Source organism: Allobosea sp. P1_B10, assembly GCF_056406735.1.
Genome location: NZ_JBFTZP010000016.1, coordinates 62,151 through 86,382, shown reverse-complemented (window position 1 = coordinate 86,382; position 24,232 = coordinate 62,151). Strand labels below are relative to the sequence as shown.

Below are 24,232 nucleotides of genomic sequence, written 5' to 3'. Positions count from 1 at the left end.
GCTAGAGCGCGCTGAGTTTTATCGGAATCGGGATTCGCAAATCAGCTTGATCGTGGTTCAAGATGTCTGCCGGGAGAAGGCGGCCGGCAGAGATGACGCGACCTTACTCTGAAGATCTCCGCGAGCGGGCTCTGGCGCGGTTCGATGCCGGTGAGAGCATCCGCTCGATCGGCGTGGCGCTGAAGATCAGCCCGTCCTGCGTCTCGAAGTGGCGCAAGCTGAAGGCGCAGACGGGGTCGCTCGACCACGGCAAGATCGGCGGGCACAAGAAGCCRCGCCTGTCGGGCGAGGTGGCGGACTGGCTGCGCGAGCGTTGCCAGTCCGGCCGCTACACGACGCGCGGGCTGACGGCCGAACTCATGGCTCTCGGGATCAAGAGCGACCGGCGCATGGTGTGGCTGTTCCTGCACGCGCAGGGGCTGAGCTTCAAAAAAAACGGTCCTGCCGGCCGAGCAGACCCGGCCTGATATCGCCCGCAAGCGGGAACGCTGGAAGGCGCATCAGGCCAGGATCGATCCGCGTCGCCTCGTCTTCATCGACGAGACCTGGATCAAGACCAACATGGCGCCGCTGCGCGGCTGGGGACCGAAAGGACAGCGCCTTCAGGCTCACACGCCGCACGGCCACTGGAAGACGCTGACCTTCATCGGGGCGCTCAGGATCGATCGCGTCGATGCGCCGCTCGTCATCGACGGCCCGATCAACGGCGAACTCTTCACGCTCTATGCCGAGCAGGTGCTCGCCCCCACGCTCGCCAAGGGCGACATCGTCGTCCTCGACAATCTCGGCAGCCACAAGGGSCAGGCCGCTCGCCGCGCCATCCGCCAGGCCGGTGCACACATGCTCTTCCTGCCGCCCTACAGCCCCGACCTCAACCCGATCGAGCAACTCTTCGCCAARCTCAAGCACTGGATGCGCGATGCTGAGGCCAGAACCGTTGAAGCGACATGGCGAAAGCTCGGAGACCTACTCCRCCTCGTCTCACCGACCGAATGCGCAAACTACATCACAAATGCAGGATATGCTTCCGTGTAAAAGAAGCATGCTCTAGTCGACAGCCTTCTGGTCGGCGATCGCTTCGGCGGTCGCCTTGCGCGCGCTGACCGGAGCGTGCCCCGACACCTCGGCGCCGGCATCCGATGCCAGTTGGGCCATCCACAGCACGGACGTGGCCGAAATCATCCCGACCAGCGCAAAGGCCGGCCAGAAGTCGGCTGCGCCCAGGGCCTTGCCGCCGTTCAGCATATTGGCCGCCTCCAGCGCGAAGGCGCCGATCGTCACGCCCATGCTCAACGACAATTGCTGCGCCACGCTCGACAGGCTGGTGGCGCTCGACATGTCCTTGTTGGTGACGTCGGCATAGCTCAGGGCATTGATCCCGGTGAACTGCAGCGAGCGGAAACAGCCGCCGACCAGCAGCACCAGCAACATCAGCCAGTGCGGCGTCGTCGGCGTGAACAGGCCCGAGGCCGCCAGGAAGGCAGAGCCGATCAGCGCGTTCACGGTCATCACCCGGCGGAAGCCGAACTGCGCCAGGATGCGCTTGGCCAGAGCCTTCATGATCAGAGCGCCGGCGGCGGACGCGAAGGTGATCATGCCCGACTGCAGGGGATTGAGCCCGAACCCGAGTTGCAGCATCAGCGGCAGCAGGAACGGTATCGCGCCGATGCCGGTCCGGAAGATCGAGCCGCCGATGACACCGATTCGGTAGGTCGGGATCGCCAGCAGCTTCAGGTTGAGAACGGGATAGGCGACTTTGCGGGCATGAAACCAGTAGGCGACGAGCGCCACGACGCCGCTACCGATGGCGAGATACGACACGGCCTGCGGAACGAGATGCCGGCCACCCGTCGCAAGCCCCAGCATCAGGGCCGCGAAGCCGAACGACGACAGCAGGAAACCTCGGATATCGAGGGGGGCGACATCCTCCTCGCGGACATCCTCGAAGAACAGGCTCGACAGCACGATGCCGACTAGCCCGATCGGGATGTTGATGAAGAAGATCCAGCGCCAGTCGAAATAGGTCGTGATGAACCCGCCGACCATCGGCCCGGCGACGGGCCCGATGAGCGCCGGCACCGTCAGGTAGGCCAGCGCGCTGACGAGTTCGGATTTCTGCACGCTGCGCAGGATCACCAGGCGGCCCACAGGCACCATCATGGCGCCACCCATGCCCTGCACGAAGCGGGCACCGACGAAGGCGCCCAGCGAGTTCGACAGCGCGCACAGCACCGAGCCCAGCATGAAGATGCCGAGCGCGGTCCGGAAGATCGTGCGGGCGCCGAAGCGGTCTGCCATCCAGCCTGAGATCGGGATGAATACCGCGAGGCTAACGAGATAGGAGGTCAGCGCCAGCTTCAGCGCGATCGGATCCTCACCCAGCGACTGCGCGATCACCGGCAGCGAGGTCGCGATCACCGTCGAGTCGGTGTTCTCCATGAACAGCGCGCACGCGACGATCAGGGGCAGGAGTTTCGCGCGCTGCAAGGGGAACGAGCTTTCGGCGAGGGTGGCGCGGCGAGACATAGTGAAGACGGTTACGCATGGCGAGCGTCCAGATGGCTGGAACGGCCAATCGGATGTATGGGTTGCATCAGCGTCATGGCAGAGCCCCGTGCCCGGTCCTTGCCCCTGACGAAATGCGTGCAGTGCAACAAAACATTGCTGCCCTGCGTGCAAATCGGCTGATTTTTATCGCCTCGCTCTAGCGGCGGCGTCACACGCATGATAACGGGCCTCGTCAACCCGATCGCGGGACCCACCCGCCCGATCCTGAGAACAGGCCGCACTTGGCGGCCCCGGAGTTGACGATGGCATTCCCCACAGACAGCATCATTCGTGACGGTTTGACCTTCGACGACGTGCTGCTCGAGCCCGGCCCGTCCTCGGTCATGCCGTCCGACGTCAATATCGCGACCGCCCTCACAAAGACGATCTCGCTGAACCTCCCGATCATCGCCTCGGCGATGGACACGGTGACAGAAGCCCGCATGGCCATCGCGATGGCGCAGGCCGGCGGCATGGGCGTGATCCACCGCAATCTCGAGGCCGACCAGCAGGCCGCCCAGGTCCGCCTCGTCAAGAAGTTCGAATCGGGCATGATCGCCAACCCAATCACGATCTTCCCCGACGAGACCCTTGCCGACGCGCTCGGCCTGATGAAGCAGAACGGCATCTCCGGCATCCCGGTCGTCGAGCGCGGCCCGCAGGGCCACAAGGGCAAGCTCGTCGGCATCCTGACCAACCGCGACGTCCGCTTCGCCGCCAACCCGCAGCAGCCCGTCTCCGAGCTGATGACCAAGGACCGTCTGATCACGGTCCGTGAAGGCGTCGACCAGGACGAAGCGCGCCGCCTGCTGCACCAGTTCCGCATCGAGAAGCTGCTCGTCGTCGACGATCACTATCGCTGCATCGGCCTGATCACCGTCAAGGACATGGAGAAGCAGGTCGCCCATCCCAACGCGGCCAAGGATTCTCATGGCCGCCTGCTGGTCGCCGCCGCCACCACCACCGGCGACCTCGGCTTCGAGCGCTCCGAACTGCTGATCGACGCGGGCGTCGACATCATCGTCGTCGACACCGCGCACGGCCATTCGGCCAAGGTGCTGGAAGCCGTCACGCGGGTGAAGAAGCTCTCCAATGCCGTGCAGGTCATCGCCGGCAACGTCGCCACGGCCGGCGGGGCGCAGGCCCTGATCGATGCCGGCGCCGACGCGATCAAGGTCGGCATCGGCCCGGGCTCGATCTGCACCACCCGCATCGTCGCCGGCGTCGGCGTGCCCCAGCTGACGGCGATCATGGACGCGGCCTCGGCCGCCCAGAAGCACGGCATCCCGGTCATTGCCGACGGCGGAATCAAATACTCAGGCGATCTCGCCAAGGCCTTGGCGGCAGGCGCTTCTTGCGCGATGGTCGGCTCCCTCCTGGCCGGCACCGACGAGACGCCCGGCGAGACCTTCCTGTACCAGGGCCGTTCCTACAAATCCTATCGCGGCATGGGCTCGGTTGGCGCGATGGCCCGCGGTTCGGCCGATCGCTACTTCCAGCAGGACATCAAGGACGCGCTGAAGCTCGTGCCGGAAGGCATCGAGGGCCAGGTCGCCTACAAGGGTCCGGTCTCGAACGTCCTGCACCAGCTCGCCGGTGGCCTTCGTGCCGCCATGGGCTATGTCGGCGGCAAGGACCTCGCAGACTACCAGGCCAAGGCCCGCTTCATCCGCATCACCAGCGCGGGCCTTCGCGAGAGCCACGTCCACGATGTCACCATCGTGCGCGAAAGCCCGAACTACCCGACCCGCTCCTGAGTCGTGACCTCGAACGCGACCGTTCTCGCTTGAAGGATAAGGCGCCGTGACGCTCAAACTGGTCTACCCGGCGCTCGCTATGATCCTCTGGATGTTCGTGGTGCTGTGCATCATGTTCACCCGGCGGATGAAGGCCTTCTCCAGCAAGTCGGTGCGGCCGTCGGAGGTGGCGATCTCGACCGAGCGCTATCCCGACGGCGCGCGGCTCGCGGCGGCGAACTTCTCGAACCAGTTCGAAACCCCCGTGATCTTCTTCGCCATCATCATGCTGGCGATGGAGGTCTCGGCGTCGACCTACGCGATGGCCGCCCTCGCCTGGGGGTTCGTCGCGACGCGTGTGATCCACACGCTGATCCATGTCGGCCCCAACAACCTGAGGCTGCGCGCGTCGGTGTTCGCGCTGGGCGTGCTGATCCTGTTCTGCATGTGGGCCGGCGTCGTCATCGCGGTGCTCTGACCGACGGGTCAGGCGTCCGGCACCCCGGTGCAGGGATGCGGCCCCGAAATGGCTGCCCTGCGGTACCGGGTTACTGCCGGATCTCGGAGATCGCGGTCGATCCGCGTTAAGCATCACGCGATCTCGCCGGGCCACGGCGTTGAACCTTAACAGAAAGTAAACTACACCCACTCTGCGGCGGACCGGTAAACAAGCGTGGAGTGGAGTCGACGCAATGTTGCGTGTCCGTGAACATACGGCGCGGGATCATTCCCGCGATGATAGACCCGTCGCCAAAGGCGCTTTGCGGACATTCGCGTCGCAGCGCCGCCCGGCGAGGCTGGCTGCCATGGCGGCATTCGGATTATCTCTCGGCGCAGGCGGGGCGATCTTCGGGGTATCGATGGTCCAGGCCGAGGATGATGGCGGCGTGCGCGCCTTCCACCAGCAGGAGGCGGCCAACCGCCGTGCCGCCCGCGCGCCACAGCAGGCCACCTATGCCTCCAGCACCGCCACGGCCTATGCGCCGTCGCGCGGGAGCTGGCAGCTTCCCGTCCTGCAGTTGCAGCCCAACGGTCGCATCGCGCATCCGCCGATCGACCTGAACCCCTTCCGCCAGCGCCGCGCAGCCGCGACCGGCCAGAAGCCTGCAAAGCCTCGGCAGGCAGCCGCCCGGCTCGACACGGTCTCGGGCTCAGCCAACGTCGCCCGTACGATCTGCGTGCGGCTCTGCGACGGCTTTCATGCCCCGATCGGCTATCTCCAGGCCAACGCCGACATGAAGGGCCACGAAGTCCTGTGCCAGGCGATGAACCCCGGCGTACCCGTCAAGGTGTTCCGCGTCGCGGCCGGTGCGAATACGATCGACGATGCCCGCTCGGCCGACGGCAAGCGCTACGCAGCCCTCCCGATGGCCTACACCCATGAGAAGGCCTCCGATCCCGCCTGCCGCCCTGCCATCGTCCAGGCCGGCGAGCGTCGGGTTTCGCTGCTGCGCGACTTCACGCTGCGGCCTGGCGACAGCGTCGTCCTCGACGGCAAGGTGCGTACCTTCGCGGGCGGTTCCGGCTGGCCCTACAGCACCCGCGACTTCCGCGACTTCCGCAGCGCAGCGGAGCTGACCAAGTCCCAACGCAATCAGATCGACGAGCGCGTCGGCGTCTCGCGGATGGAAGCACAGGCACGCAGCCTGCGCCGGCAGATGCGCCTGCGCGAAGCCAGCCTCCAGGACGACACAGTCGCAAGCGACGCGATCGCCCTGCGCGGAACACTCGATCCGCTCGTGCGGGGGCCTGTCCGCATCATCGAGATCAATACCGGCAAGGGGACGCTCTGAGCCGGGATTTTTACGCCCGCGCGTTTACTGGCGCGGGCTGGAAGCTCGGAGGCTCTAGACTGGAATTTTTCGCAAGGAACCATGCAGGGCGGGCACAGGCGCTGCATTCCGCGCCCGCAGCGGAGCGGAATCACTGTCGCAGAACTTGCCCTCAAGCGCTTGTTTTGATTGCACGTCCGGCCGCACATCCCTGGCAAACCAATTGGAGGCAGGTCGAGTATAATCAGTTTATATTTAGAATAACTACAAACTGAAATGTAGTTCGGTAGATCAAATCGACGTGGGCCCGTACCCTTTTGCGTTGACCTAAGTGTACCGGCGACCTATCGCTCCGAAATCGTCCCCGTTTGAAGGGACTTGATCCCAAGGAGCGAACCATGGCCCGGTCGATACGTCTCTCCTCCATCGTCATGGCTGCTGGCCTGTTCGCCGGCCCGGCTCTGGCGCAGAGCGTGAATCTCTACACAACCCGCGAGCCGGCTCTGCTCAACCCTGTGCTCGAGGCCTTCACCAAGGACACCGGCGTCAAGGTCAATGCCGTGTTTCTCAAGGACGGCCTGCAGGAGCGCATCAAGGCGGAGGGCACCAACAGCCCGGCCGATGTGATGCTGCTCGTCGATGTCGGCGAGATCGATGCAGCGGCCCAGGCCGGCATCACACAGCCGATCAAGTCCGACGTCGTCGACAAGATCGTGCCGAAGCAGCTCAGGGGCGCCGATGACAGCTGGGTGACCCTGACGAAGCGCGCCCGCATCGTCGTCGTCTCAAAGGACCGGGTGAAGCAGGACGCGATCACCTATGAGGATCTCGCCAACCCCGAGTGGAAGGGCAAGTTCTGCATTCGCGCCGGCCGCCACCCGTACAACAACGCCTTCTTCGCGGCTTATCTCGCCCGTCACGGTGCCGAGAAGACCGAAACCTATCTCAAGGCCCTGAAGGCAAATACCGCCCGCAAGCCCGGCGGCGGCGACCGCGAGGTGGCTCGCGACATCCTGTCGGGGCAGTGCGACATCGCCATCATCAACACCTACTATATCGGCCTGATGAGCAAGGCGACCAATGAGCAGAAGGGCTGGTACGACGCGATCAAGCCGCTCAAGACCACCTTCGCCAATGGCGGCACCCATGTGAACGTGTCGGCAGCCGCGATCGCCAAGAACGCTCCCAACAAGGCCGAGGCGGTCAAGCTGATTGAATACATGCTCGGCGCGAAGGCCCAGGCGCTCTATGCCGACGGCAACTTCGAGTTCCCGGTCAACCAGGACGTCAAGGAAAGCGAAGCGGTCAAGCTGCTTGGCGCTATCACGCCCGACACCACCCTGCTCGGCGACGTCGCCAAGAACCGCAAGGCCGCGGCCGATCTGACGGACAAGGTCGGCTTCGACAATTGAGCCTGAGCCTGGCCCGATCCCCTGCCCGACGGTCGCCATTCACATGGCGGCCGTCGACTCGTTTCGCCTGGCTCGCATTGCTGGGCGCAGCCCTCGTCGGCACGCCGATCCTCGCCTTGGCGCTGACGGCCCTGTCGCCGCAGGCCGCGCAGATCTGGCCGCATCTCGCCGCCAATGTGATCCCGCAGGCGCTGGTCAGCACGGCCCTGCTGCTGCTGGGCGTCGGCGCTCTCAGCGCCGTGATCGGCGTCGCCACCGCCTGGTTGGTCACCCAGTACGAGTTTCCCGGCCGGCGCGTGTTCGAATGGCTGCTGGTGCTGCCGCTGGCGATCCCGACCTACATCACAGCCTACATCTATGTGGAGTTGCTCGGCTTCCAGGGACCGTTTCAGGGTGCTTTGCGTGCCCTGACCGGCTGGCGCTCGCTGCGCGATTACTGGTTTCCCGATCCGCGCAATCTCCCCGGCGCCATCGTGATCATGGCGCTTGTGCTCTACCCTTACGTCTATCTCGGCATGCGAGCCCTGTTCGGGCTCCAGGGCGCGGCCATCGTCGAAGCCGCCCGCACGCTCGGCGCCTCGCGTCGGCGCCAGTTCTGGCGAATCGGCCTGCCCATGGCGCGCCCGGCTCTGGCCGCCGGCTTGACGCTTGTCCTGCTGGAAACGCTCAACGACATCGGCGCGACGGAATATCTCGGCGTCAACTCTCTGACCCTCTCGATCTACACGACCTGGCTGAACCGTGGCTCGCTGCCCGGCGCGGCGCAGATCGCCTGCGTCATGCTGCTGGTCGTGGTGGGGCTGATCCTCGTCGAAGCGAGACTGCGCGGCCAGCGCCGCTTTGCCCTGTCGGTGCGCCAGCCACGCCCGGTCGGGCGCGTGGTCCTGCGGGGAAGGCCCGCCCTGGTCGCGGGCTCTGTCTGCGCCCTGCCCGTGCTGTTTGGCGCCGTGCTGCCGATCGGATTCCTTGTCGTCGAGGTTCTGTCGCGTGGACTGCTGGCGCAGTTCGATGCGGCGCTGCTGCGTAATCTCGCCAACGCCGTGCTCATGGCCGGGCTGGCGGCGGGGCTCGTGGTCGCGCTCGGATTCTGCGTCGTCGCGGCCGTCCGCCTGGGCCGCGAGCGCTGGCTGGCACCGCTCGCGCGGGTCGCCTCGCTCGGCTACGCCGTGCCCGGCACCGTGCTGGCTCTCGGCCTGCTCGTGCCGCTGGCCGCACTCGACAACAGCTTCGCCAACGCGATGACGGCCTGGTTTGGCGTCAATCCCGGGCTGGTCCTGATCGGCTCCGGTGCTGCGCTCGTCATCGCCTATGTCGTGCGCTTCCTCGCCATCGCGATCTCCGGAATGGATAGCGGGCTGGCGCGTGTATCGCCGCGAATCGACGACGCCGCCCGGATGCTCGGGGCGGGCGAGCCCGAATTGCTGCGCCGGATCCACTGGCCGCTGGTGCGGCCCGCCATGGCTGCGGCTGCGCTGCTGGTCTTTGTCGATTGCCTCAAGGAGCTGCCGGCGACCCTGCTGCTGCGGCCGCTGAATCTCGATACGCTGGCGACGGTGGTCTACGGCCATGCCTCTCGCGGCAGCTTCGAGGATGGCGCGCTCGCCGCCCTGCTGATCGTGCTGGCGGGCCTCTACCCCGCGATCATCCTGGCGCGGGCGGCTGGAAAGCCGGGCTGAGCCGTTTGCCTGCCGCCTGGAGCCACCTCGACAAGCTCCCGGCATCGTCATAAACCAGCGCCGGCGGTACAAGCCGGCGACAGACCGGTCTCGCGCCCGCATAAAGGCCCATGACACGACGCGCCTCTATCATCGCCTACTGCATCGTCATCGCTCTCGTGCTGCTCGGACTGCAATCCTGGAGCATCGCAGTCGGGCGGTTGGAGCAGCATGTCGTCAGCGCGATAGAGCAGCGCACCGGCCTCGTGGTGACGACGCGCGAGCGCGCCGAGATTGCCCTGCTGCCGCTGCCGCGCATCAGCCTGTCGAATCCGTCCTTCGCGCAGCGTGACGGACTGCTTTCCGGAACCGCCCTGCGCATCCGGGCCCGTGTGCGCCTGCTGCCGCTGCTCGCCGGGAGGCTGAGTTTCGACCGCATCGACCTCATCGTGCCGCAGATCGACGTCGCGGTCGCGGGTACCGGCGACGGCATCGGCAACTGGCTCTCCGCGCCCCTAGGCTATCTCGAAAAGCTCCAGGTCCAGAGCCGGATCGTGATGACCGGCGGCTCGATCTTCATGCGCGCGCAGGGCGCGATCCAGACCATCCTGCGGGACGTCAACCTCGTCGTCGAAGGCCGCGAGGCCGACGAGCCGCTCGCCCTGTCGGGTTCGCTGAGCTGGCGCGGCGTCGCCAGCGAGATCAGCCTGCTCTGGCCGATGGCCAAGGCCAACGGCAAGCTGTCCCTGACGGCCTCCTCGACGCTGCTGGACTTGCAGTTCGACGGCGTCCGCAGCGTCCTCGACGAGCCCATCGTCAACGGCAAGCTCGCGCTTTCGACGCCGTCTCTCTCGGAGCTGCTCGACTGGTTCGGCGAGCGCCCGAGGCTCTCGGCCGCGATCGGCAGCCTCGCCTTGACGGCGGAAGCCCAGATCAAGCCGCGCGAGGCCTCTCTCAGCAACACCGTCGTGAAGGTCGACGGCGACAGGCTGGAGGGCGCGATCAAGCTCGGGGAGGCCGGAGCGCGGCTTTCGCTCTCGGGCACGCTGGCCGGCACTGAACTCGACCTTGGCCGCCTGCTCGAGCGCATGGAGCTGTGGCACGCCGACACCGCGTCCGAGCGGGCCGCGCCGCTCGATTTCGAGGCCTGGACCGCCCATGACGTCGACCTCAGGATTTCGGTCGATGCCGCAAGGCTGCGCGGCGCGAGGCTGACCGATGTCGCGACCTATCTCCTCGTCAAGAAGGGCCGCTTCGAGACCGGGCTGCTGCGCAGCACCGCCTATGGCGGCAGCGCCAGAGGCCGCTTGCTCGCTCAGGCCGCGCCCGGCGGCATCGACGTCAAGCTCCAGGCCGGGCTCGACAAGGTCAACTTCGCGCGAGCCGCCAGCGACCTGCCGGAACTCGCCCGGATCAGCGGCAGCGGCGGGCTGCAGGTGACGCTGGACGGCCTTGGCCAATCGCCGGAGCAGATCATCGGCTCGCTCAGCGGCAAGGCGACCGCGACGCTGCGCCAGGGCGAACTGGGCGGCTTCGCCTTTGCCGACCTGATGCGGCGGCTCGAGCGCAACCCGAAGCTGCTGCTGCGCGACTGGCGCCAGGGCAAGACCCCATTCGACACCGCGACCCTCAATCTCAGCATCGCCAATGGCATCGCGGCGGCAACCGAGACCCAGATGAGCGGGCAGACCTATCGGCTCGGGCTGACCGGCATCATGTCCCTGCCCGCGCGCAGCGTCGACATGACGGCGGTGCTGTCATCGACCGGAGGCGCCCTCCAGGTGCCCTTCACGCTGCAGGGCCCGCTGGACAACCCCGCCTTCGAGCTCGACGCCGCCGCCCTGCGAAGCGGCGAGGCTTCGCCGCTGCCGACGCTGCTGACCCGCTGAGCCCAGCGCAGCGGGCCAGCGCTGGCGCGGCGCTTCGCTTGCCGCTTTCATTGCCCGTGAAATTCCGCTCTCATGCACCTCAAGGCCGCTTGACGGTCGCTCAGGGACGAGGAACGGGCGATGAAGCACCAGATCATGGGCGCATTGGGCGTCCTGGGATTGATGATGACGAGCATGACCGCTGCAGGAACCGCCGGGGCACAGGAGTTGATCGTCGCCAAGAAGATCTTCGAGCTCCCGAGCTACACGACGCAGAGCGGCCGGACCCTGAAGAACGTCAAGGTCGGTTGGGAGAGCTACGGCACGCTCAACGCCGACAAGTCCAATGCGATCCTGATCTGCCACTTCTTCTCCGGCAATTCGCACGCCGCCGGCAAATATGACGCCAAGGACGCCGCCCCCGGCTATTGGGACGCCATCGTCGGGCCGGGCAAGGCGATCGACACCAACAAGTATTTCGTCCTGTCCTCCGACACTTTGGTCAACCTGAACACCGGCGACCCCAACACCACGACGACCGGCCCTGCCTCCATCGATCCCGACACCGGCAAGCCCTATGCGCTCGACTTTCCGGTCGTGACCATCGGCGACTTCGTCAACGTCCAGAAGGCGCTGGTCGAGAGCCTCGGCATCACGAAGCTCGCGCTGGTCACGGGCCCCTCGATGGGCGCGCTGCAAACCTATGAGTGGGCAGCGAGCCATCCCGGGATGGTCGCCAAGGCCATGCCCGTGATCGGCGCCGGGGAGGCCGACGCCATGCTGATCGCCTGGCTCGACGTCTGGGCCGCGCCAATCCTCGTCGACCCCAACTGGAACAAGGGCGACTATTACGGGAAGACCCCGCCCAATGCCGGCCTCGCCAAGTCGCTGGCGGTGGTGACGCTGCAGGCCAACCATGGCGACTGGGCCAACGCCACCTTCGGGCGCCGGCCTGCCAAGGACGGCGAGCCCCCGGCCAAATCGCTCTCGAGCAAGTTCCAGGTCCAGAGCATCCTGGACAACTCCGGCGAGGCCCGCGCAAAGGTCTCCGACGCCAACCACTTCCTCTATCTGGTCAAGGCCAACCAGCTCTTCGCCGCCGGGGGCACCTCGCTGGCCGACGGCATGGCCAAGATCAAGGCGCCGGTCCTGCTGATCACGCAGCCCAGGGACCTCGTCTTCACCGGCGACACCATCAAGACCACCGCCGATGCCCTCAAAGGTGCCGGAGGCAACCTCACCCAGGTCTTCATCGAGGGCTCGCGCGGACATCTCGACGGCGTGATCTCGATGAAGCAGGCCGAGGGCGCAATCCGGACCTTCCTGGAGAAGTAGCGCGTCGCAGGTCCGGCCCGGGCTCGCGGGAGCTTCAGCCCGGCTGGACCCGGGCCGGGTTCCCGAAGGCCCGCGCGCCTGCGGGGACGTCGCGGGTGACGACGCTTCCCGCGCCGATGATCGCCCCATCGCCGATCGTCACGCCCGGCAGGATCAAGGCCGCGCCCCCGATCCAGACATCGCTGCCGATGGTGACGGGCCGGCCGAATTCCAGGCCGGACCTTCGGACAGCGGCATCGCGGGGATGGTCCGCCGTCAGGATCTGGACACCCGGCCCGATCTGCGTGCGGTCTCCGATCGAGACCGCCACCACGTCGAGCACGACGCAGTTGAAGTTGAAGAAGACGTTCTCTCCGAGCCGGATGTTAAATCCGTAGTCGCAATGGAAAGGCGGCCGGATATCGACCCCGGCGCCGACCGCCCCAAGCCGTTCGGCCAAAAGTGCGCGACGGTCCGCGACAGGCTGCGCGAGCGCGCCGTTGAAGCGGGCCATCCAGCCTTGCGCCGCTGCGAGATCGGCCTGCAATTCCGCGTCGCTGGCGTCGTAGAGCTCGCCAGCCAGCATCTTTTGCTTTTCGGAGCGTGTCATCGGTGAGCCTGTTGCGCGAGTTCCACCGCCGGCAAGTGCGCGGCTGGCCACTAGGGGCAGCTCGGGAGCGCTCTACCCCGCGCGCACCACGGCCGTGATCCCGTCGATCACGAACTGCACGGCCAGCGCCGCCAGGATCACGCCCAGCAAGCGCGTCAGCACGACATTTCCGGTGACGCCGAGCAACCGCGCGATCGGGACCGCAAGGAGGAAGACGATCAGGCATGCCAGGACGACCAGGCCGCAGATGACCGCGAGCGAGACCAGCATCAGGACATCGCCCCCTGCCCGCCCTGCGAGCAGCATCATCGCCGTCAGCGCGCCGGGCCCCGCCATCAGCGGTATCGCAAGCGGAAAGGCCGCGACGTTGCGGATGTGATCCTGCGTGATGGCCGTCTCGGCAGTTGCCTGCTTGCGCTCGTTGCGGCGCTCGAAGACCATTTCGAACGAGATCCAGAACAGCAGCAATCCGCCCGCGATCCGGAAGGCCGGCAGCGACACGCCGAGCGCCTTGAGCACGACATCGCCCGCGACCCCGAAGAACGCCATGATGCAGAACGCGATGATGCAGGCGCGGATCGCGACCTGCTTTCGTTCGCCGGGAGACATGCCGCGCGTCAGCGACAGGAAGATGGGCGCCAGCCCCGGAGGGTCGAGCGTGACGAGCAGGGTGACGAGCGCGGCGCTGAGAAATTCGATGAACATTCAGCGACTTGACCATGTCGCGCGGGCTTCGTCACCCGCCAACCAAGGCGGGAATGCGGCAGAGCGTGGCGACCGACCGGAAAATCGACTGTAACCAGTTGAAATCAATAAGTTATTTTTTGATGGGACAGAGTGGGCTTTCGCTGGCTTAAAACGTCGGAATCGGGTAGCCAGAGGGTTGGAATAGAGCAGGAATCGGGACCCAATCCCTTGAGCGAAGACGACGACATCAAGCGCGCTGACGAGCCGCATTACGGCGGCGACATCAAGCCGATCGCCATCACCGACGAGATGAAGAAGAGCTATCTCGATTACGCCATGAGCGTGATCGTGAGCCGCGCGCTTCCCGACGTCCGCGACGGCCTGAAGCCAGTGCACCGGCGCATCCTGTTCTCCATGCACGAGAACAAGAACACGCCCGACCGGCCCTACACCAAATGCGCCCGTATCGTCGGCGACACGATGGGTAAATACCATCCGCACGGCAATCTCGCGGTCTATGACGCGTTGGTGCGCATGGCGCAGGACTTCTCGCTGCGCCTGCCGCTGATCGACGGCCAGGGCAACTTCGGCTCGATGGACGGTGATTCCGCGGCGGCCGATCGTTATACCGAGGCCCGCCTCGACAAGGTCTCGATGAGCCTGCTCGAGGACCTCGACCTCGACACCGTGAACTTCCAGCCGAACTATGACGGCAAGGAAAACGAGCCGACCGTCCTGCCGGCGCGCTTCCCGAACCTGCTCGTCAACGGCGCCGGCGGCATCGCGGTCGGCATGGCCACGAACATCCCGCCGCATAACCTCGGCGAGGTCATCGATGCCTGCATCGCGCTGATCGACAAGCCCGAGATCACGATCGACGAGCTGATCGAGATCGTCCCCGGCCCCGACTTCCCGACCGGCGCCTCGATCATGGGTCGCAGCGGCATCCACGCGGCCTATCACACCGGCCGCGGCTCGATCGTGATGCGCTCGAAGACGCATATCGAGGAGCTGCGCAAGGAGCGCGAGGCGATCATCGTCACCGAGGTTCCCTACCAGGTGAACAAGGCCTCGATGGTCGAGAAGATCGCCGACATGGTGCGCGAGAAGCGCATCGAGGGCATCTCGGATCTGCGCGACGAATCCAGCCGCGAGGGCGTTCGCGTCGTCATCGAGATCAAGCGCGATGCGCTGGCCGACGTCGTGCTGAACCAGCTCTACCGCTTCACGCAGCTGCAGACCTCGTTTGGCGCAAACATGGTCGCGCTGACCGGCGGCCGCCCCGAGGTCCTCAACCTCAAGGACTTCATCTCGGCCTTCGTCGAGTTCCGCGAGGAGGTCGTCTCCCGGCGCACGCGCTTCCTGCTCAACAAGGCCCGCGAGCGCGCCCATGTGCTGTGCGGTCTCGCCACGGCGGTCGCCAATATCGACGAGGTCATCCGCCTCATCCGCACGGCGCCGACCCCGGCCGCCGCCCACGCCTCGCTGATGGCGCGCGACTGGCCGGCCGAGGACATCGCGCCGCTGATCGCGCTGGTCGACGATCCGCGCCACCCGATGAACGCCGACGGCACCTATCGGCTGTCGGACGCGCAGGCCCGCGCCATCCTCGAGCTGCGCCTCGCCCGCCTCACAGCGCTGGGTCGCGACGAGATCGGCGACGAATTGGCCAAGCTCGCCAAGGAGATCGCGGACTATCTCGACATTCTGCGTTCGCGCGAGCGCATCCAGACGATCATCAAGACCGAGCTCTCCGAGGTGAAGGCCGCCTTCGCCACGCCGCGCCGCACGGTGATCCAGGATTGGGGTTCCGACCTCGACGACGAGGACCTGATCGCCCGCGAGGACATGGTCGTGACCGTGTCCCATGCCGGCTACATCAAGCGCGTGCCGCTCTCGACCTATCGCGCCCAGAAGCGCGGCGGCAAGGGACGCTCCGGGATGTCGACCCGCGACGAGGATTTCGTCGCGCGGCTGTTCGTCGCCAACACGCACACCCCCGTGCTGTTCTTCTCCTCGCTGGGACAGGTCTACAAGGAGAAGGTCTGGCGCCTGCCGCTGGCTGCTCCGAATGCGCGCGGCAAGGCACTGGTCAACATGCTCCCGCTGGATGCCGGCGAGCGCATCACCACGATCATGCCGCTGCCTGAGGACGAGGCGAGCTGGGAGAACCTCGACGTGATGTTCGCCACCGCCTCCGGCGGCGTGCGACGCAACAAGCTGTCGGACTTCGTCAACGTCAACCGCGCCGGCAAGATCGCGATGAAGCTCGACGAGGGCGACGCCATCGTCGACGTGCAGATCTGCACCGAGGGCAACGACGTGCTGCTGACCACGGCTCTGGGCCAGTGCATCCGCTTCCCCGTGCCTGAAGTGCGCGTCTTCAAGGGCCGCGATTCCACCGGCGTGCGCGGCATCTCGCTGGGCAAGGACGACATCGTCATCTCGATGGCGATCCTGCACCATCTCGACGCCACGCCCGACGAGCGCGCCACCTACCTCAAGGATGCAGCCGCCGCCCGACGCGCACTCAGCGGCGAAGCCGACGAGGCCGAGACCGCCTCGACCGCGACCGATGGCGACGAGAGCACCGGCGAGGTCGTTCTCGGCGACAAGCGCATCGAGATGCAGCTCGCCGAGCAGTTCATCCTGACGATCTCGGAAAAGGGCTACGGCAAGCGCACCTCGTCCTTCGAGTACCGGGTCACCGGGCGCGGCGGCAAGGGCATCGTCGCCATGGTCGTCAACGACCGCAACGGCAAGCTGATCGCCTCCTTCCCGGCACTGGACACCGACCAGCTCATGCTCGTCACCGATGGCGGCCAGCTCATCCGCGTGCCGGTCGATGCCGGCCCCGGGAACCGCATCCGCATCGCGGGCCGCTCCACCCAGGGCGTCACGGTGTTCAACACCGATGCCAGCGAGAAGGTGGTCTCGGTCGAGTGCATCAGCGACGACGGCGAAGGCGATGCTGAAGCCGAAGCCGGCGAAGCGCCCGCCCCCGAAGAGAATGACGGCGCGTGATCGCCGTCCCACCGACAGAATAAAAAATGCCCGGCAATCAGCCGGGCATTTTTGTTTTGGGGATGGTGCCCAATGAGTTTGCACGGACCCACGACGTCATCCTGGACAAGCTGCGAAGCAGCGCAGATCCGGGATCCATCAAGAGGCTCCGGAGCCCTCCGATGGATCCCGGACGCCCTGCGGGCGCCCGGGATGACGAAACTCAAACCGTCTCGAGCAAACCCTTGATCAGCGCGCGGCGAGGCGCGATCGACGAGATCAGCGCGTATTCGCTCAGCGTGTGGGCGCCGTCGCCGTCGATGCCGAGCCCGTCCAGCGTCGGAATGCCCAGCGCGGCGGTGAAATTGCCGTCGGAACCGCCCCCTGTCATCGGGCAGTCCTGCAGCTCGAAGCCTATACCAAGCGCGACCTTGCGCGCGGTCTCGAACAGCCCGGCAACCTCGGCGGTCTTCTCATAGGGCGGCCGGTTCATGCCGCCCGTCACCGAGACCTTCACATCGGGATCGCGCGGCGTCAGGCCGAGGATGCGGCCTTCCATCAGCGCGCCGTCGGCGAGGCTGGTGACGCGGCAATCCACGCTGAACCAGGCATGCTGCGGGATGACGTTGGCGGCCGTACCGCCCCCGACCAGCGCCACCGAGGTGGTGATGCCCCGGCCGTAATCGGTCATGGCCTCGATCGCCAGGATCTGGTGCGCCGCCTCGCGTATCGCGCTGCGACCATCGGCATGGCGCGAGCCCGAATGGGCTGGCCTGCCCTCGATCTTGACCTCGAAGCGCCCGACGCCCTTTCGCGCGGTCACGATCTTGCCGCCATCGCGCGCCGGCTCGGTCACCAGCACGGCGGCGCATTGCCGGCCGATATCCTCGATCACGCCACGCGTCGTCGGCGAGCCGATTTCCTCGTCGGGCGTGAACAGGAAGGTGATCGGACGCTTCGCCGAGCCCGCGACCGCGACATCCTTGAAGGCCTGGAGCGCAAGCCAGGCGCCGCCTTTCATGTCGTAGACGCCGGGCCCGTAGAGCCTGTCGCCATCGACGCGCACCGGCAGGCCGCCAGCGCTGGTGCCGACCGGATGCACGGTGTCGAGATGCGACATCACGGCGACGCCCGACTCGCCATTGTTCAGCCCGGCGCGCAGGATCAGCGCATCGCCGAGCCCGTCGCGGCCGGGAATGCGTTCGACCGCGATCGGCAGGCCTTCGACCTCGCGCGCGACGAGGTCCATCATGCCGTTGACTCCGGCGGCGTGGTTGGTGGGGCTTTCCAGCGCAAGCCAGACGGACAGGGCGGAGACGGCGGGATCTGTTGTGCTCATGATGGCCGCGAACTTCGCCAAGAAGCGTGGCCGGAACAAGGACGCCCGGCGCGCGGGCGGGCTGCCCGGGCCGCATGGCACGGCAGGCAGCACCCTGGCTTGACAGCCAGGCCACAATACATAACCGTATGGTTATGTATTGTGGCGCATGCGAAGCAGGCCCGCATTCGGGCCGTGCCAGACCAGGAGTACAGCCATGCCGGTTCAGAAGATCTCGCCCTTCCTGTGGTTCGACAACCAGGCTGAGGAGGCGGTCGCCTTCTATCTCTCGATTTTCAAGGGCGCGAAGCCCGGGCCGGTGATGCGCTGTGGCGATGCGGGACCCGGCCCGAAGGGCAGCGTGCTCTGCGCCTCCTTCGAACTCGACGGTACGCAGATCATCGCGATGAATGGTGGACCGCATTTCAAGTTCACCGAGGCGATCTCGCTGCTGATCCACTGCGGATCGCAGGAGGAGGTCGACTATTACTGGGAGAAGCTGGGAGACGGCGGCCAGTACAATGACTGCGGCTGGCTCAAGGACAAATACGGCCTGTCCTGGCAGGTCACGCCGGACCGTCTGCTGGAGCTCAACATGGATCCGGACCCCGCCAAGGCCGGGCGGGTCATGCAGGCGATGATGCAGATGAGGAAGATCGACATCGCGACACTGGAGAAGGCGGCGGCGGCCGGGTGACCTCATCCCGTCCCGCATGCGTTTCCATCGCCAGCGACAGGTAGCGATCCGCGGCGCGTCATGCCAATGCCGCGCCGCGGACCTGCGCGATTGACGGGTGGCTGCGCGCCGTACGCGGACCGCATGTTCCTTCCTGCGAAACCTGGAATTCTTGACGCAAAATCCGGCCGCTCATAGCCTCGGTTGCTGAGGGGGACATGCCTGCTTGCGCTCGAGGGGAGCCAAGGCAAGCGTGTTCGCTCGGCGCTCATGCGGCGTGCGCCCGGACCGTGTCACGGCAAGGCGGCCTCGCGCGGACTGCACAGCCAAGCACATCGTATTCTGGGGGATCGCTCGTGAAGACACCGTCACTCCCGATGATCGAGATCGAGCCCGCACTGGCGGACGAACTCTCGCGGCGCAGCCTGCTGAGGCTCGCCCTGACCAGCGGCGTCATGGCGCTCGCGCCGGGGCTGGTCGGCGGCGCTGCGGCGGCAGAAACGCCCGTTCAGGGCGGGACACAGACGATCGGCGCCGACGCTGACCCGATCGGCCTCGACCCGGTCACGCTCACGGCGTTCTCGTCTTATGATTTCACCAGCCTGCTCTATACCGGCCTGCTGCGCTGGACCGCGCAGATGACGATCGAGCCTGATCTGGCGCTGAGCTATGACCAGCCCGATCCCAAGACCTACGTCTTCAAACTCCGTCAGGGCGTAAAATTCCACAACGGCCAGGATTTTACCGCCGCCGACGTCAAGCACACCTTCGACCGCATCCTGAACCCGGCATCGGGCAGCCGGTTGCGCGCCTTCTATTCCAGCGTCGATTCAGTCAGCGTGATCGACCCCTTCACGGTCAAGTTCCAGCTGAAAGCCACCGATGCGGCGTTCCTGAGCAACCTCGCGACCAGCCCCAATGGCGCGATCGTCCCCGTCGGTGTCGAGAACCTCAACACCCAGCCTATCGGCACCGGCCCCTTCGCCTTCGAATCCTACCAGCCCAACCTGCAATTCTCGCTGACGGCCCATAAGGGCTATTACGAGAAGGACCTGCCGCGGCTCGCCCGCGTGGTGTTCAAGTTCTACAAGGACCAGGCCACGCTGACCTCGGCGCTGCGTTCGCGCGCGATCGACATGACCTGGCTGAAGGATCCGAAGGTCGCCGCCACGATCGCGCGGACCTCGCCCAACCTGGTCTCGGCGCCGGGCCAGACCTCGCGCACCTTCCCGATCTGGCTGAACATGAAGGCCAAGCCGCTGAACGATGTCAGGGTGCGCCGCGCGCTCAGCCTGGCGACGGATCGCAAGGCCTGCGTCGACACCATCCTGGGCGGCTCCGGCAAGGTCGGGGCCATGCTCCCGGAAAGCCAGGTCGGCGGCTATGACGGCGTCGCCGAGATGCCGTACTACAAGCATGATCCGGCGGCTGCGAAGGCGCTGCTGGCGGAGGCCGGGTATCCCGGCGGCATCGACCTCGGCGACTACATGCTTGTTGCGGCCAACCCGCTCGATATCGCCTGCGCGCAGATCCTGCAGCAGCAATGGGCAGCGGCGGGGATCACGGTGAAGCTGACACCGATGGAAACGGCTCCGCTGCTGAGCATGTGGACGTCGGGCACATGGCCGACCCTGCTCTCGGTCGCGCTGTCCTGGACGCCCGATGCCGACGCGACGCTCCAGTACATCACATCGGCCAGCAATACCGGCAAGGCGATGGGGACCAACGACCCTGCCCTCGACGCGATGATCCTGGAGGCGCGCGCCGAACTCGATCTGACCAAGCGGGCCGCGATGAACATGGCGCTCCAGCGCCATGTCGCCGACAACGCCTATGTGATCCAGGTCTATCAATATCCGCTGCGCTGGGAGATCTGGTGGAACTACGTCAAGGACTATGTCCCGATTGCCGCCAACATCCGCTCCTTCGTGCGCACCTCCTGGCTGAAGAAATAGTGGTGCGCGCGACAGTGCGGGGATCGAGCATCGGCCTATGAGACGCTTTGTCCTTGGACGGCTCGCCTGGATGCTGGCGATCCTGCTGGCCGTTTCCTTCATCGCCTTCATGATGATGCGGGCCCTGCCCGGCGATTTCGCCATCGCCGCGGCGGGAACCCAGAGCGTCGCGCCCGAGGTGCTGGCCCGGATCCGCCAGGAACTGGGGCTCGACCGGCCGCTGCTCGCGCAATATCTCGTCTGGCTCGGCCATGCGCTGCAGGGCGACCTCGGCACATCCTTCGTGACGCGCCAGCCGGTACGCGGCGAACTGCTCGACCGGCTCGCCGTGACGTTCCAGCTGACGCTGTTGGCCGCGATCATCTCCATGGTGATGGGGGTTGCGACCGGACTTGCCGCCGCGCGGATGCGCGGCATGGTCGACTGGCTGCTGCGGCTCTACAACGGCATCATCCTGGCCGTGCCGAACTATGTCGTGGCGACGCTGATCGTGCTGCTGTTTGGCCTGTACTTCCCGCAGATTTCGATCTTCGGCTACACGCCCTTCCTCGAGGACCCGCTCGCCAATATCGGCAGCCTCCTGCTGCCGGCGCTCTCGCTGGCGCTGGCGGTGTCGGTCACCATCGCCGAGAACACCCGGGCCGCCGTGCTCGAGGTCGCCAGTCAGGATTTCGTCATGGTCGCCCGCGCCAAGGGACTGCCGCCCGGCACGATCCTGCGCAGTTATCTCGTTCGCAACGCCCTCACGCCGGTGATTACGGCGACAGGCCTCAAGATCGCAGCGCTGCTCGGCGGCAGCATCCTGGTCGAGACCATTTTCGCGATCCCCGGCATGGGCCAGTATCTCTTCGATTCCATCAACAGCCGCGACTATCCGGTGATCCAGGCCGTAGTCCTGACAGCCTCGGCCATCGTGGTGATCGTCAATACGATGATCGACATCGCCTATGCGCGCGTCGATGCGCGGGTGACGCTGTGAACGCGCTGTCGCAGGAAGCCGCCCAGCCGCCGGCCGCCAGCCGACTGCGGATCACGAAGGGCGGCGTGCTGCTCGGAATCGGCCTCGCCATGCTGGCCACGATGCTGATCGTGACGATCTTCTCGCGCTTCATCGCGCCCTTCGATCCTTCGCTGACCTCGCCGGATTCGCTGGCTGCAGCCAGCGCGAAGCACTGGCTCGGCACCGATTCGATCGGCCGCGACGTGCTGAGCAGGCTGATCGTCGGCGGCCGGACGACGCTGCTGATCACGATCACGGCCGTCATGATCGCGCTTGTGGCCGGGCTCGTGCTCGGCCTGGTCTCGGGCTATCTCGGCGGTGTCGTCGACGACGTGATCATGCGCGTTCTCGACGTTGTCTTCGCGTTCCCCGTGCTGCTGCTGGCGATCGCGGTCGTCGCGGCGCTGGGCCCGAGCGTGCCCAACCTGATCCTCACCATCGCGATCGTCTATACGCCCGCCATGGCGCGCGTCGTGCGCGCGCCGGTGCTCAGCGTCAAGCAATGGGACCATGTCGAGGCGGCGCGCAGCATCGGCATGAGCGAGATGCGGCTGGTGCTGCGCCATATCCTGCCGATCGTGATCTCGCCCGTCCTGGTCGCGACCAGCCTGACCCTGTCGCAGACGATCTTCACGGTCACCGCCCTCTCCTTCCTGGGCCTGGGTCCGCCGCCACCCGATCCCAACTGGGGCGGCATGCTGTCGGAGGCCCGGCAGTTCATGGAACTCGCGCCGCTGACGGTGATCGGCCCCGCGGTCGCAATCGTTTTCGCCACGCTCACCTTCATCGTCCTGGCCAATGGCCTGCGCGATGTGCTCGATGTCGGGGGCGCACGATGAGCCCGACCGACCCGCTCCTGAGCGTCCGCGACCTCACCGCCAGCATGTCCACGCGACGCGGCGAGATCCAGGCCGTACGCGGCATCTCCTTCGACATCGGCGCCAACGACTCCGTCGGCTTCGTCGGCGAATCCGGCTGCGGCAAGAGCGTCACCGCCAAGGCGCTGATGCGGCTCACGCCGGAGGGCACCTCGGTGAGGCTCGGCGGCGCGATCCACTTCAAGGGTGAGGACCTGCTCGCCAAGACCGAGGCCGAGATGCGCAGCCTGCGCGGGCGCCGCATCGCCATGGTCTTCCAGGACCCGATGACCTCGCTCAACCCGGTGATGAGCATAGCGGCCCAGATGTGCGACATGCTGCGCCACCACACGGGGCTGTCCGGCAAGGCCGCCCGCGAGCGCTGCATCGAGCTGTTGTCGCAGGTCGGCATTCCTGATCCGGCGCGGCGGCTGGACGATTTCCCCCACCAGTTCTCGGGCGGCATGCGCCAGCGCGTGATGATCGCGATGGCGATTTCCTGCGAGCCCGACCTGCTGATCGCCGACGAGCCGACCACCGCGCTGGACGTCACGGTGCAGGCGCAGATCCTGCGGCTGCTGCTGCGGCTGAAGGAGGAGCGCGGCATGGCGCTGATGCTGATCACGCATGATTTCGGCGTGGTCGCCGGCATGGTCGACAGGGTCAATGTGATGTACCGCGGCGAAATCGTCGAAGCCGGGCCGATCGAGCGCGTGTTTGCCGCTCCGCAGCACAGCTATACGCGGGCCCTGCTCGACGCAGCGCCGCGCCTGCACAGCGCCGGGTCGATGCGATGACAATCCAGGATTTCAGAGCGCCCACCGGGCTTGAGCCGCTGCTGTCGGTGCGTGACCTCAATGTCCGCTTTCCCGGCCGCGGCGACGGCAAGGCCCTGAAGGCGGTCGACCGCGTCTCCTTCGACATCGCGCGCGGCCAGACGCTGGGCCTCGTCGGCCAGTCGGGCTCGGGCAAGACCACGACCGGGCGGGCCATCCTGCAATTGCAGAAGGCGCATTCTGGCTCGGTCGCGCTGCTTGGCGAGGAACTGACCACCATGCCCTCGGCACGGCTGCGGCAGATGCGGCGGCACATGCAGTTCGTGCTGCAGAACCCGTATTCGAGCCTGCATCCGCGCATGACTATCGGCCAGATCCTGAGCGAGCCGCTGATCGTCCATCGCTCTGTTCCCGCCAACCGGCGCAAGGAGCGCGTCGCCGAACTGCTGGAACTCGTCAGCCTCGAGCCCGCGATGATGCAGCGCTATCCGCATGAGTTTTCCGGCGGCCAGCGCCAGCGCGTCGTCATCGCCCGCGCGCTCGCGGTCAATCCCGATTTCGTGGTCTGCGACGAGCCGGTCTCTGCGCTGGACGTCCGCACCCAGGCGCAGATCGTCGAGCTGCTGCAATCGCTGCAGCAGAAGCTCGGACTGACCTATCTGTTCATCGCCCATGACCTGGCGATCGTGCGCGAGATCGCCCATCGCGTCGCGGTGATGTTTCGCGGACGAATCCTCGAGATGGGCGCCGTTGCGCAGGTCTATGACGGCCCCGCCCATCCCTACACGCGCCTGCTGCTTGATGCCGTGCCGGTACCCGACCCCGTGCTGCAACGCGAACGCCTGCGCCGCCCGCCTCCCGATCTGGGCTTTCTGGACGGCGACGGCGGCGGCTGCGTCCGCGGCGAGGACCATGCGAGCACCGACACGGCAGAGTGGCACGAGGTGGCGCCGGGCCACGGCGTCTCATGCCGCTATTGGCCGCGCAGCTAGCCATCGAGGCCCGCGCCCCACCCCGCCTCCGCCGCGATTGAGCCGGCGCGTCGC

Annotated in this window: 19 protein-coding genes; 15 read left to right on the top strand and 4 right to left on the bottom strand. The window is 66.4% G+C overall.

What is annotated here, in order from left to right; translation table 11 throughout:
- Nucleotides 1–92: 92 nt before the first annotated feature.
- A protein-coding gene (locus AC1D2L_RS23235; RefSeq protein ID WP_476848271.1) for an IS630 family transposase occupies nt 93–1,035 on the top strand; the annotation gives its coding sequence in 2 pieces (ribosomal slippage) (nt 93–428 and nt 430–1,035; 942 coding nt in all).
- 12 nt (nt 1,036–1,047) lie between these two features.
- Here AC1D2L_RS23235 and AC1D2L_RS23230 read toward each other — a convergent pair.
- The gene (locus AC1D2L_RS23230; RefSeq protein ID WP_476848270.1) at nt 1,048–2,526 is read right to left on the bottom strand and encodes an MFS transporter; all 1,479 of its coding nucleotides are present in this window, start codon (nt 2,524–2,526) and stop codon (nt 1,048–1,050) included.
- A gap of 284 nt (nt 2,527–2,810) precedes the next feature.
- Between AC1D2L_RS23230 and guaB the strand changes: the two genes are divergently transcribed.
- The 7 genes from guaB (at nt 2,811) to AC1D2L_RS23195 (ending at nt 12,325) form a co-directional block, all read left to right on the top strand.
- Nucleotides 2,811–4,304, top strand: coding sequence for an IMP dehydrogenase (gene guaB / locus AC1D2L_RS23225; RefSeq protein ID WP_476848269.1), 1,494 nt, complete (start codon nt 2,811–2,813; stop codon nt 4,302–4,304).
- A 46-nt stretch (nt 4,305–4,350) separates the two neighbouring features.
- Complete coding sequence (locus tag AC1D2L_RS23220) at nt 4,351–4,761, top strand: MAPEG family protein (RefSeq protein ID WP_476848268.1); 411 nt, start codon at nt 4,351–4,353, stop codon at nt 4,759–4,761.
- 328 nt (nt 4,762–5,089) lie between these two features.
- Nucleotides 5,090–6,076 carry a DUF2865 domain-containing protein gene (locus AC1D2L_RS23215; protein WP_476848267.1) on the top strand — a complete coding sequence of 329 codons (987 nt, stop codon included), beginning with the start codon at nt 5,090–5,092 and terminating at the stop codon, nt 6,074–6,076.
- 377 nt (nt 6,077–6,453) lie between these two features.
- Nucleotides 6,454–7,467 (top strand): extracellular solute-binding protein, encoded by a 1,014-nt coding sequence (locus tag AC1D2L_RS23210; protein ID WP_476848266.1) that lies wholly within the window; start codon nt 6,454–6,456, stop codon nt 7,465–7,467.
- A gap of 77 nt (nt 7,468–7,544) precedes the next feature.
- A complete protein-coding gene (locus AC1D2L_RS23205) occupies nt 7,545–9,143 on the top strand; it encodes an ABC transporter permease (protein ID WP_476848265.1) in 1,599 nt (532 codons plus the stop codon).
- Between the two features lie 110 nt (nt 9,144–9,253).
- Nucleotides 9,254–11,011: an AsmA family protein gene (locus tag AC1D2L_RS23200; protein WP_476848264.1), complete on the top strand. Its 1,758-nt coding sequence runs from the start codon at nt 9,254–9,256 to the stop codon at nt 11,009–11,011.
- A 120-nt stretch (nt 11,012–11,131) separates the two neighbouring features.
- Nucleotides 11,132–12,325 carry an E22 family MetX-like putative esterase gene (locus AC1D2L_RS23195; protein WP_476848263.1) on the top strand — a complete coding sequence of 398 codons (1,194 nt, stop codon included), beginning with the start codon at nt 11,132–11,134 and terminating at the stop codon, nt 12,323–12,325.
- Nucleotides 12,326–12,359: 34 nt separating this feature from the next.
- Here the strand turns inward: AC1D2L_RS23195 and AC1D2L_RS23190 are convergent, their stop codons facing one another.
- Nucleotides 12,360–12,914 (bottom strand): sugar O-acetyltransferase, encoded by a 555-nt coding sequence (locus AC1D2L_RS23190; RefSeq protein ID WP_476848262.1) that lies wholly within the window; start codon nt 12,912–12,914, stop codon nt 12,360–12,362.
- 72 nt (nt 12,915–12,986) lie between these two features.
- The gene (locus AC1D2L_RS23185; protein WP_476848261.1) at nt 12,987–13,619 is read right to left on the bottom strand and encodes a MarC family protein; all 633 of its coding nucleotides are present in this window, start codon (nt 13,617–13,619) and stop codon (nt 12,987–12,989) included.
- 291 nt (nt 13,620–13,910) lie between these two features.
- On the opposite strand from AC1D2L_RS23185, the gene gyrA reads away from it, so the two are divergent.
- Nucleotides 13,911–16,625, top strand: a complete 2,715-nt coding sequence (gene gyrA / locus AC1D2L_RS23180) for a DNA gyrase subunit A (RefSeq protein WP_476848276.1) — start codon at nt 13,911–13,913, stop codon at nt 16,623–16,625.
- A 202-nt stretch (nt 16,626–16,827) separates the two neighbouring features.
- Here gyrA and AC1D2L_RS23175 read toward each other — a convergent pair whose 3' ends face one another.
- Nucleotides 16,828–17,943, bottom strand: coding sequence for a M20 family metallopeptidase (locus AC1D2L_RS23175; RefSeq protein ID WP_476848260.1), 1,116 nt, complete (start codon nt 17,941–17,943; stop codon nt 16,828–16,830).
- A 196-nt stretch (nt 17,944–18,139) separates the two neighbouring features.
- On the opposite strand from AC1D2L_RS23175, the gene AC1D2L_RS23170 reads away from it, so the two are divergent.
- The 6 genes from AC1D2L_RS23170 (at nt 18,140) to AC1D2L_RS23145 (ending at nt 24,178) form a co-directional block, all read left to right on the top strand.
- On the top strand, nt 18,140–18,619 hold the full coding sequence (locus AC1D2L_RS23170; RefSeq protein ID WP_476848259.1) for a VOC family protein: 480 nt from the start codon (nt 18,140–18,142) through the stop codon (nt 18,617–18,619).
- A 335-nt stretch (nt 18,620–18,954) separates the two neighbouring features.
- Complete coding sequence (locus tag AC1D2L_RS23165; protein WP_476848258.1) at nt 18,955–20,553, top strand: ABC transporter substrate-binding protein; 1,599 nt, start codon at nt 18,955–18,957, stop codon at nt 20,551–20,553.
- A 37-nt stretch (nt 20,554–20,590) separates the two neighbouring features.
- The gene (locus AC1D2L_RS23160; protein WP_476848257.1) at nt 20,591–21,532 is read left to right on the top strand and encodes an ABC transporter permease; all 942 of its coding nucleotides are present in this window, start codon (nt 20,591–20,593) and stop codon (nt 21,530–21,532) included.
- Nucleotides 21,529–22,392 carry an ABC transporter permease gene (locus tag AC1D2L_RS23155; RefSeq protein ID WP_476848256.1) on the top strand — a complete coding sequence of 288 codons (864 nt, stop codon included), beginning with the start codon at nt 21,529–21,531 and terminating at the stop codon, nt 22,390–22,392. Before AC1D2L_RS23160 ends, AC1D2L_RS23155 begins: the two co-directional genes overlap by 4 nt.
- Nucleotides 22,389–23,207: an ABC transporter ATP-binding protein gene (locus AC1D2L_RS23150; protein ID WP_476848255.1), complete on the top strand. Its 819-nt coding sequence runs from the start codon at nt 22,389–22,391 to the stop codon at nt 23,205–23,207. Before AC1D2L_RS23155 ends, AC1D2L_RS23150 begins: the two co-directional genes overlap by 4 nt.
- Complete coding sequence (locus tag AC1D2L_RS23145) at nt 23,204–24,178, top strand: ATP-binding cassette domain-containing protein (protein ID WP_476848254.1); 975 nt, start codon at nt 23,204–23,206, stop codon at nt 24,176–24,178. Before AC1D2L_RS23150 ends, AC1D2L_RS23145 begins: the two co-directional genes overlap by 4 nt.
- The last annotated feature ends 54 nt before the right edge of the window (nt 24,179–24,232 follow it).

What these genes read in the sequence shown, in the direction of transcription:
- AC1D2L_RS23215 (WP_476848267.1), top strand. Translation starts at nt 5,090, where the DNA reads ATGGCGGCATTCGGATTATCTCTCGGCGCAGGCGGGGCGATCTTCGGG.
- AC1D2L_RS23150 (WP_476848255.1), top strand. Translation starts at nt 22,389, where the DNA reads ATGAGCCCGACCGACCCGCTCCTGAGCGTCCGCGACCTCACCGCCAGC.
- AC1D2L_RS23175 (WP_476848260.1), bottom strand. Translation starts at nt 17,943, where the DNA reads ATGAGCACAACAGATCCCGCCGTCTCCGCCCTGTCCGTCTGGCTTGCG.
- AC1D2L_RS23195 (WP_476848263.1), top strand. Translation starts at nt 11,132, where the DNA reads ATGAAGCACCAGATCATGGGCGCATTGGGCGTCCTGGGATTGATGATG.
- AC1D2L_RS23230 (WP_476848270.1), bottom strand. Translation starts at nt 2,526, where the DNA reads ATGTCTCGCCGCGCCACCCTCGCCGAAAGCTCGTTCCCCTTGCAGCGC.
- guaB (WP_476848269.1), top strand. Translation starts at nt 2,811, where the DNA reads ATGGCATTCCCCACAGACAGCATCATTCGTGACGGTTTGACCTTCGAC.
- AC1D2L_RS23145 (WP_476848254.1), top strand. Translation starts at nt 23,204, where the DNA reads ATGACAATCCAGGATTTCAGAGCGCCCACCGGGCTTGAGCCGCTGCTG.
- gyrA (WP_476848276.1), top strand. Translation starts at nt 13,911, where the DNA reads ATGAAGAAGAGCTATCTCGATTACGCCATGAGCGTGATCGTGAGCCGC.
- AC1D2L_RS23170 (WP_476848259.1), top strand. Translation starts at nt 18,140, where the DNA reads ATGCCGGTTCAGAAGATCTCGCCCTTCCTGTGGTTCGACAACCAGGCT.
- AC1D2L_RS23190 (WP_476848262.1), bottom strand. Translation starts at nt 12,914, where the DNA reads ATGACACGCTCCGAAAAGCAAAAGATGCTGGCTGGCGAGCTCTACGAC.
- AC1D2L_RS23210 (WP_476848266.1), top strand. Translation starts at nt 6,454, where the DNA reads ATGGCCCGGTCGATACGTCTCTCCTCCATCGTCATGGCTGCTGGCCTG.
- AC1D2L_RS23185 (WP_476848261.1), bottom strand. Translation starts at nt 13,619, where the DNA reads ATGTTCATCGAATTTCTCAGCGCCGCGCTCGTCACCCTGCTCGTCACG.
- AC1D2L_RS23200 (WP_476848264.1), top strand. Translation starts at nt 9,254, where the DNA reads ATGACACGACGCGCCTCTATCATCGCCTACTGCATCGTCATCGCTCTC.
- AC1D2L_RS23160 (WP_476848257.1), top strand. Translation starts at nt 20,591, where the DNA reads ATGAGACGCTTTGTCCTTGGACGGCTCGCCTGGATGCTGGCGATCCTG.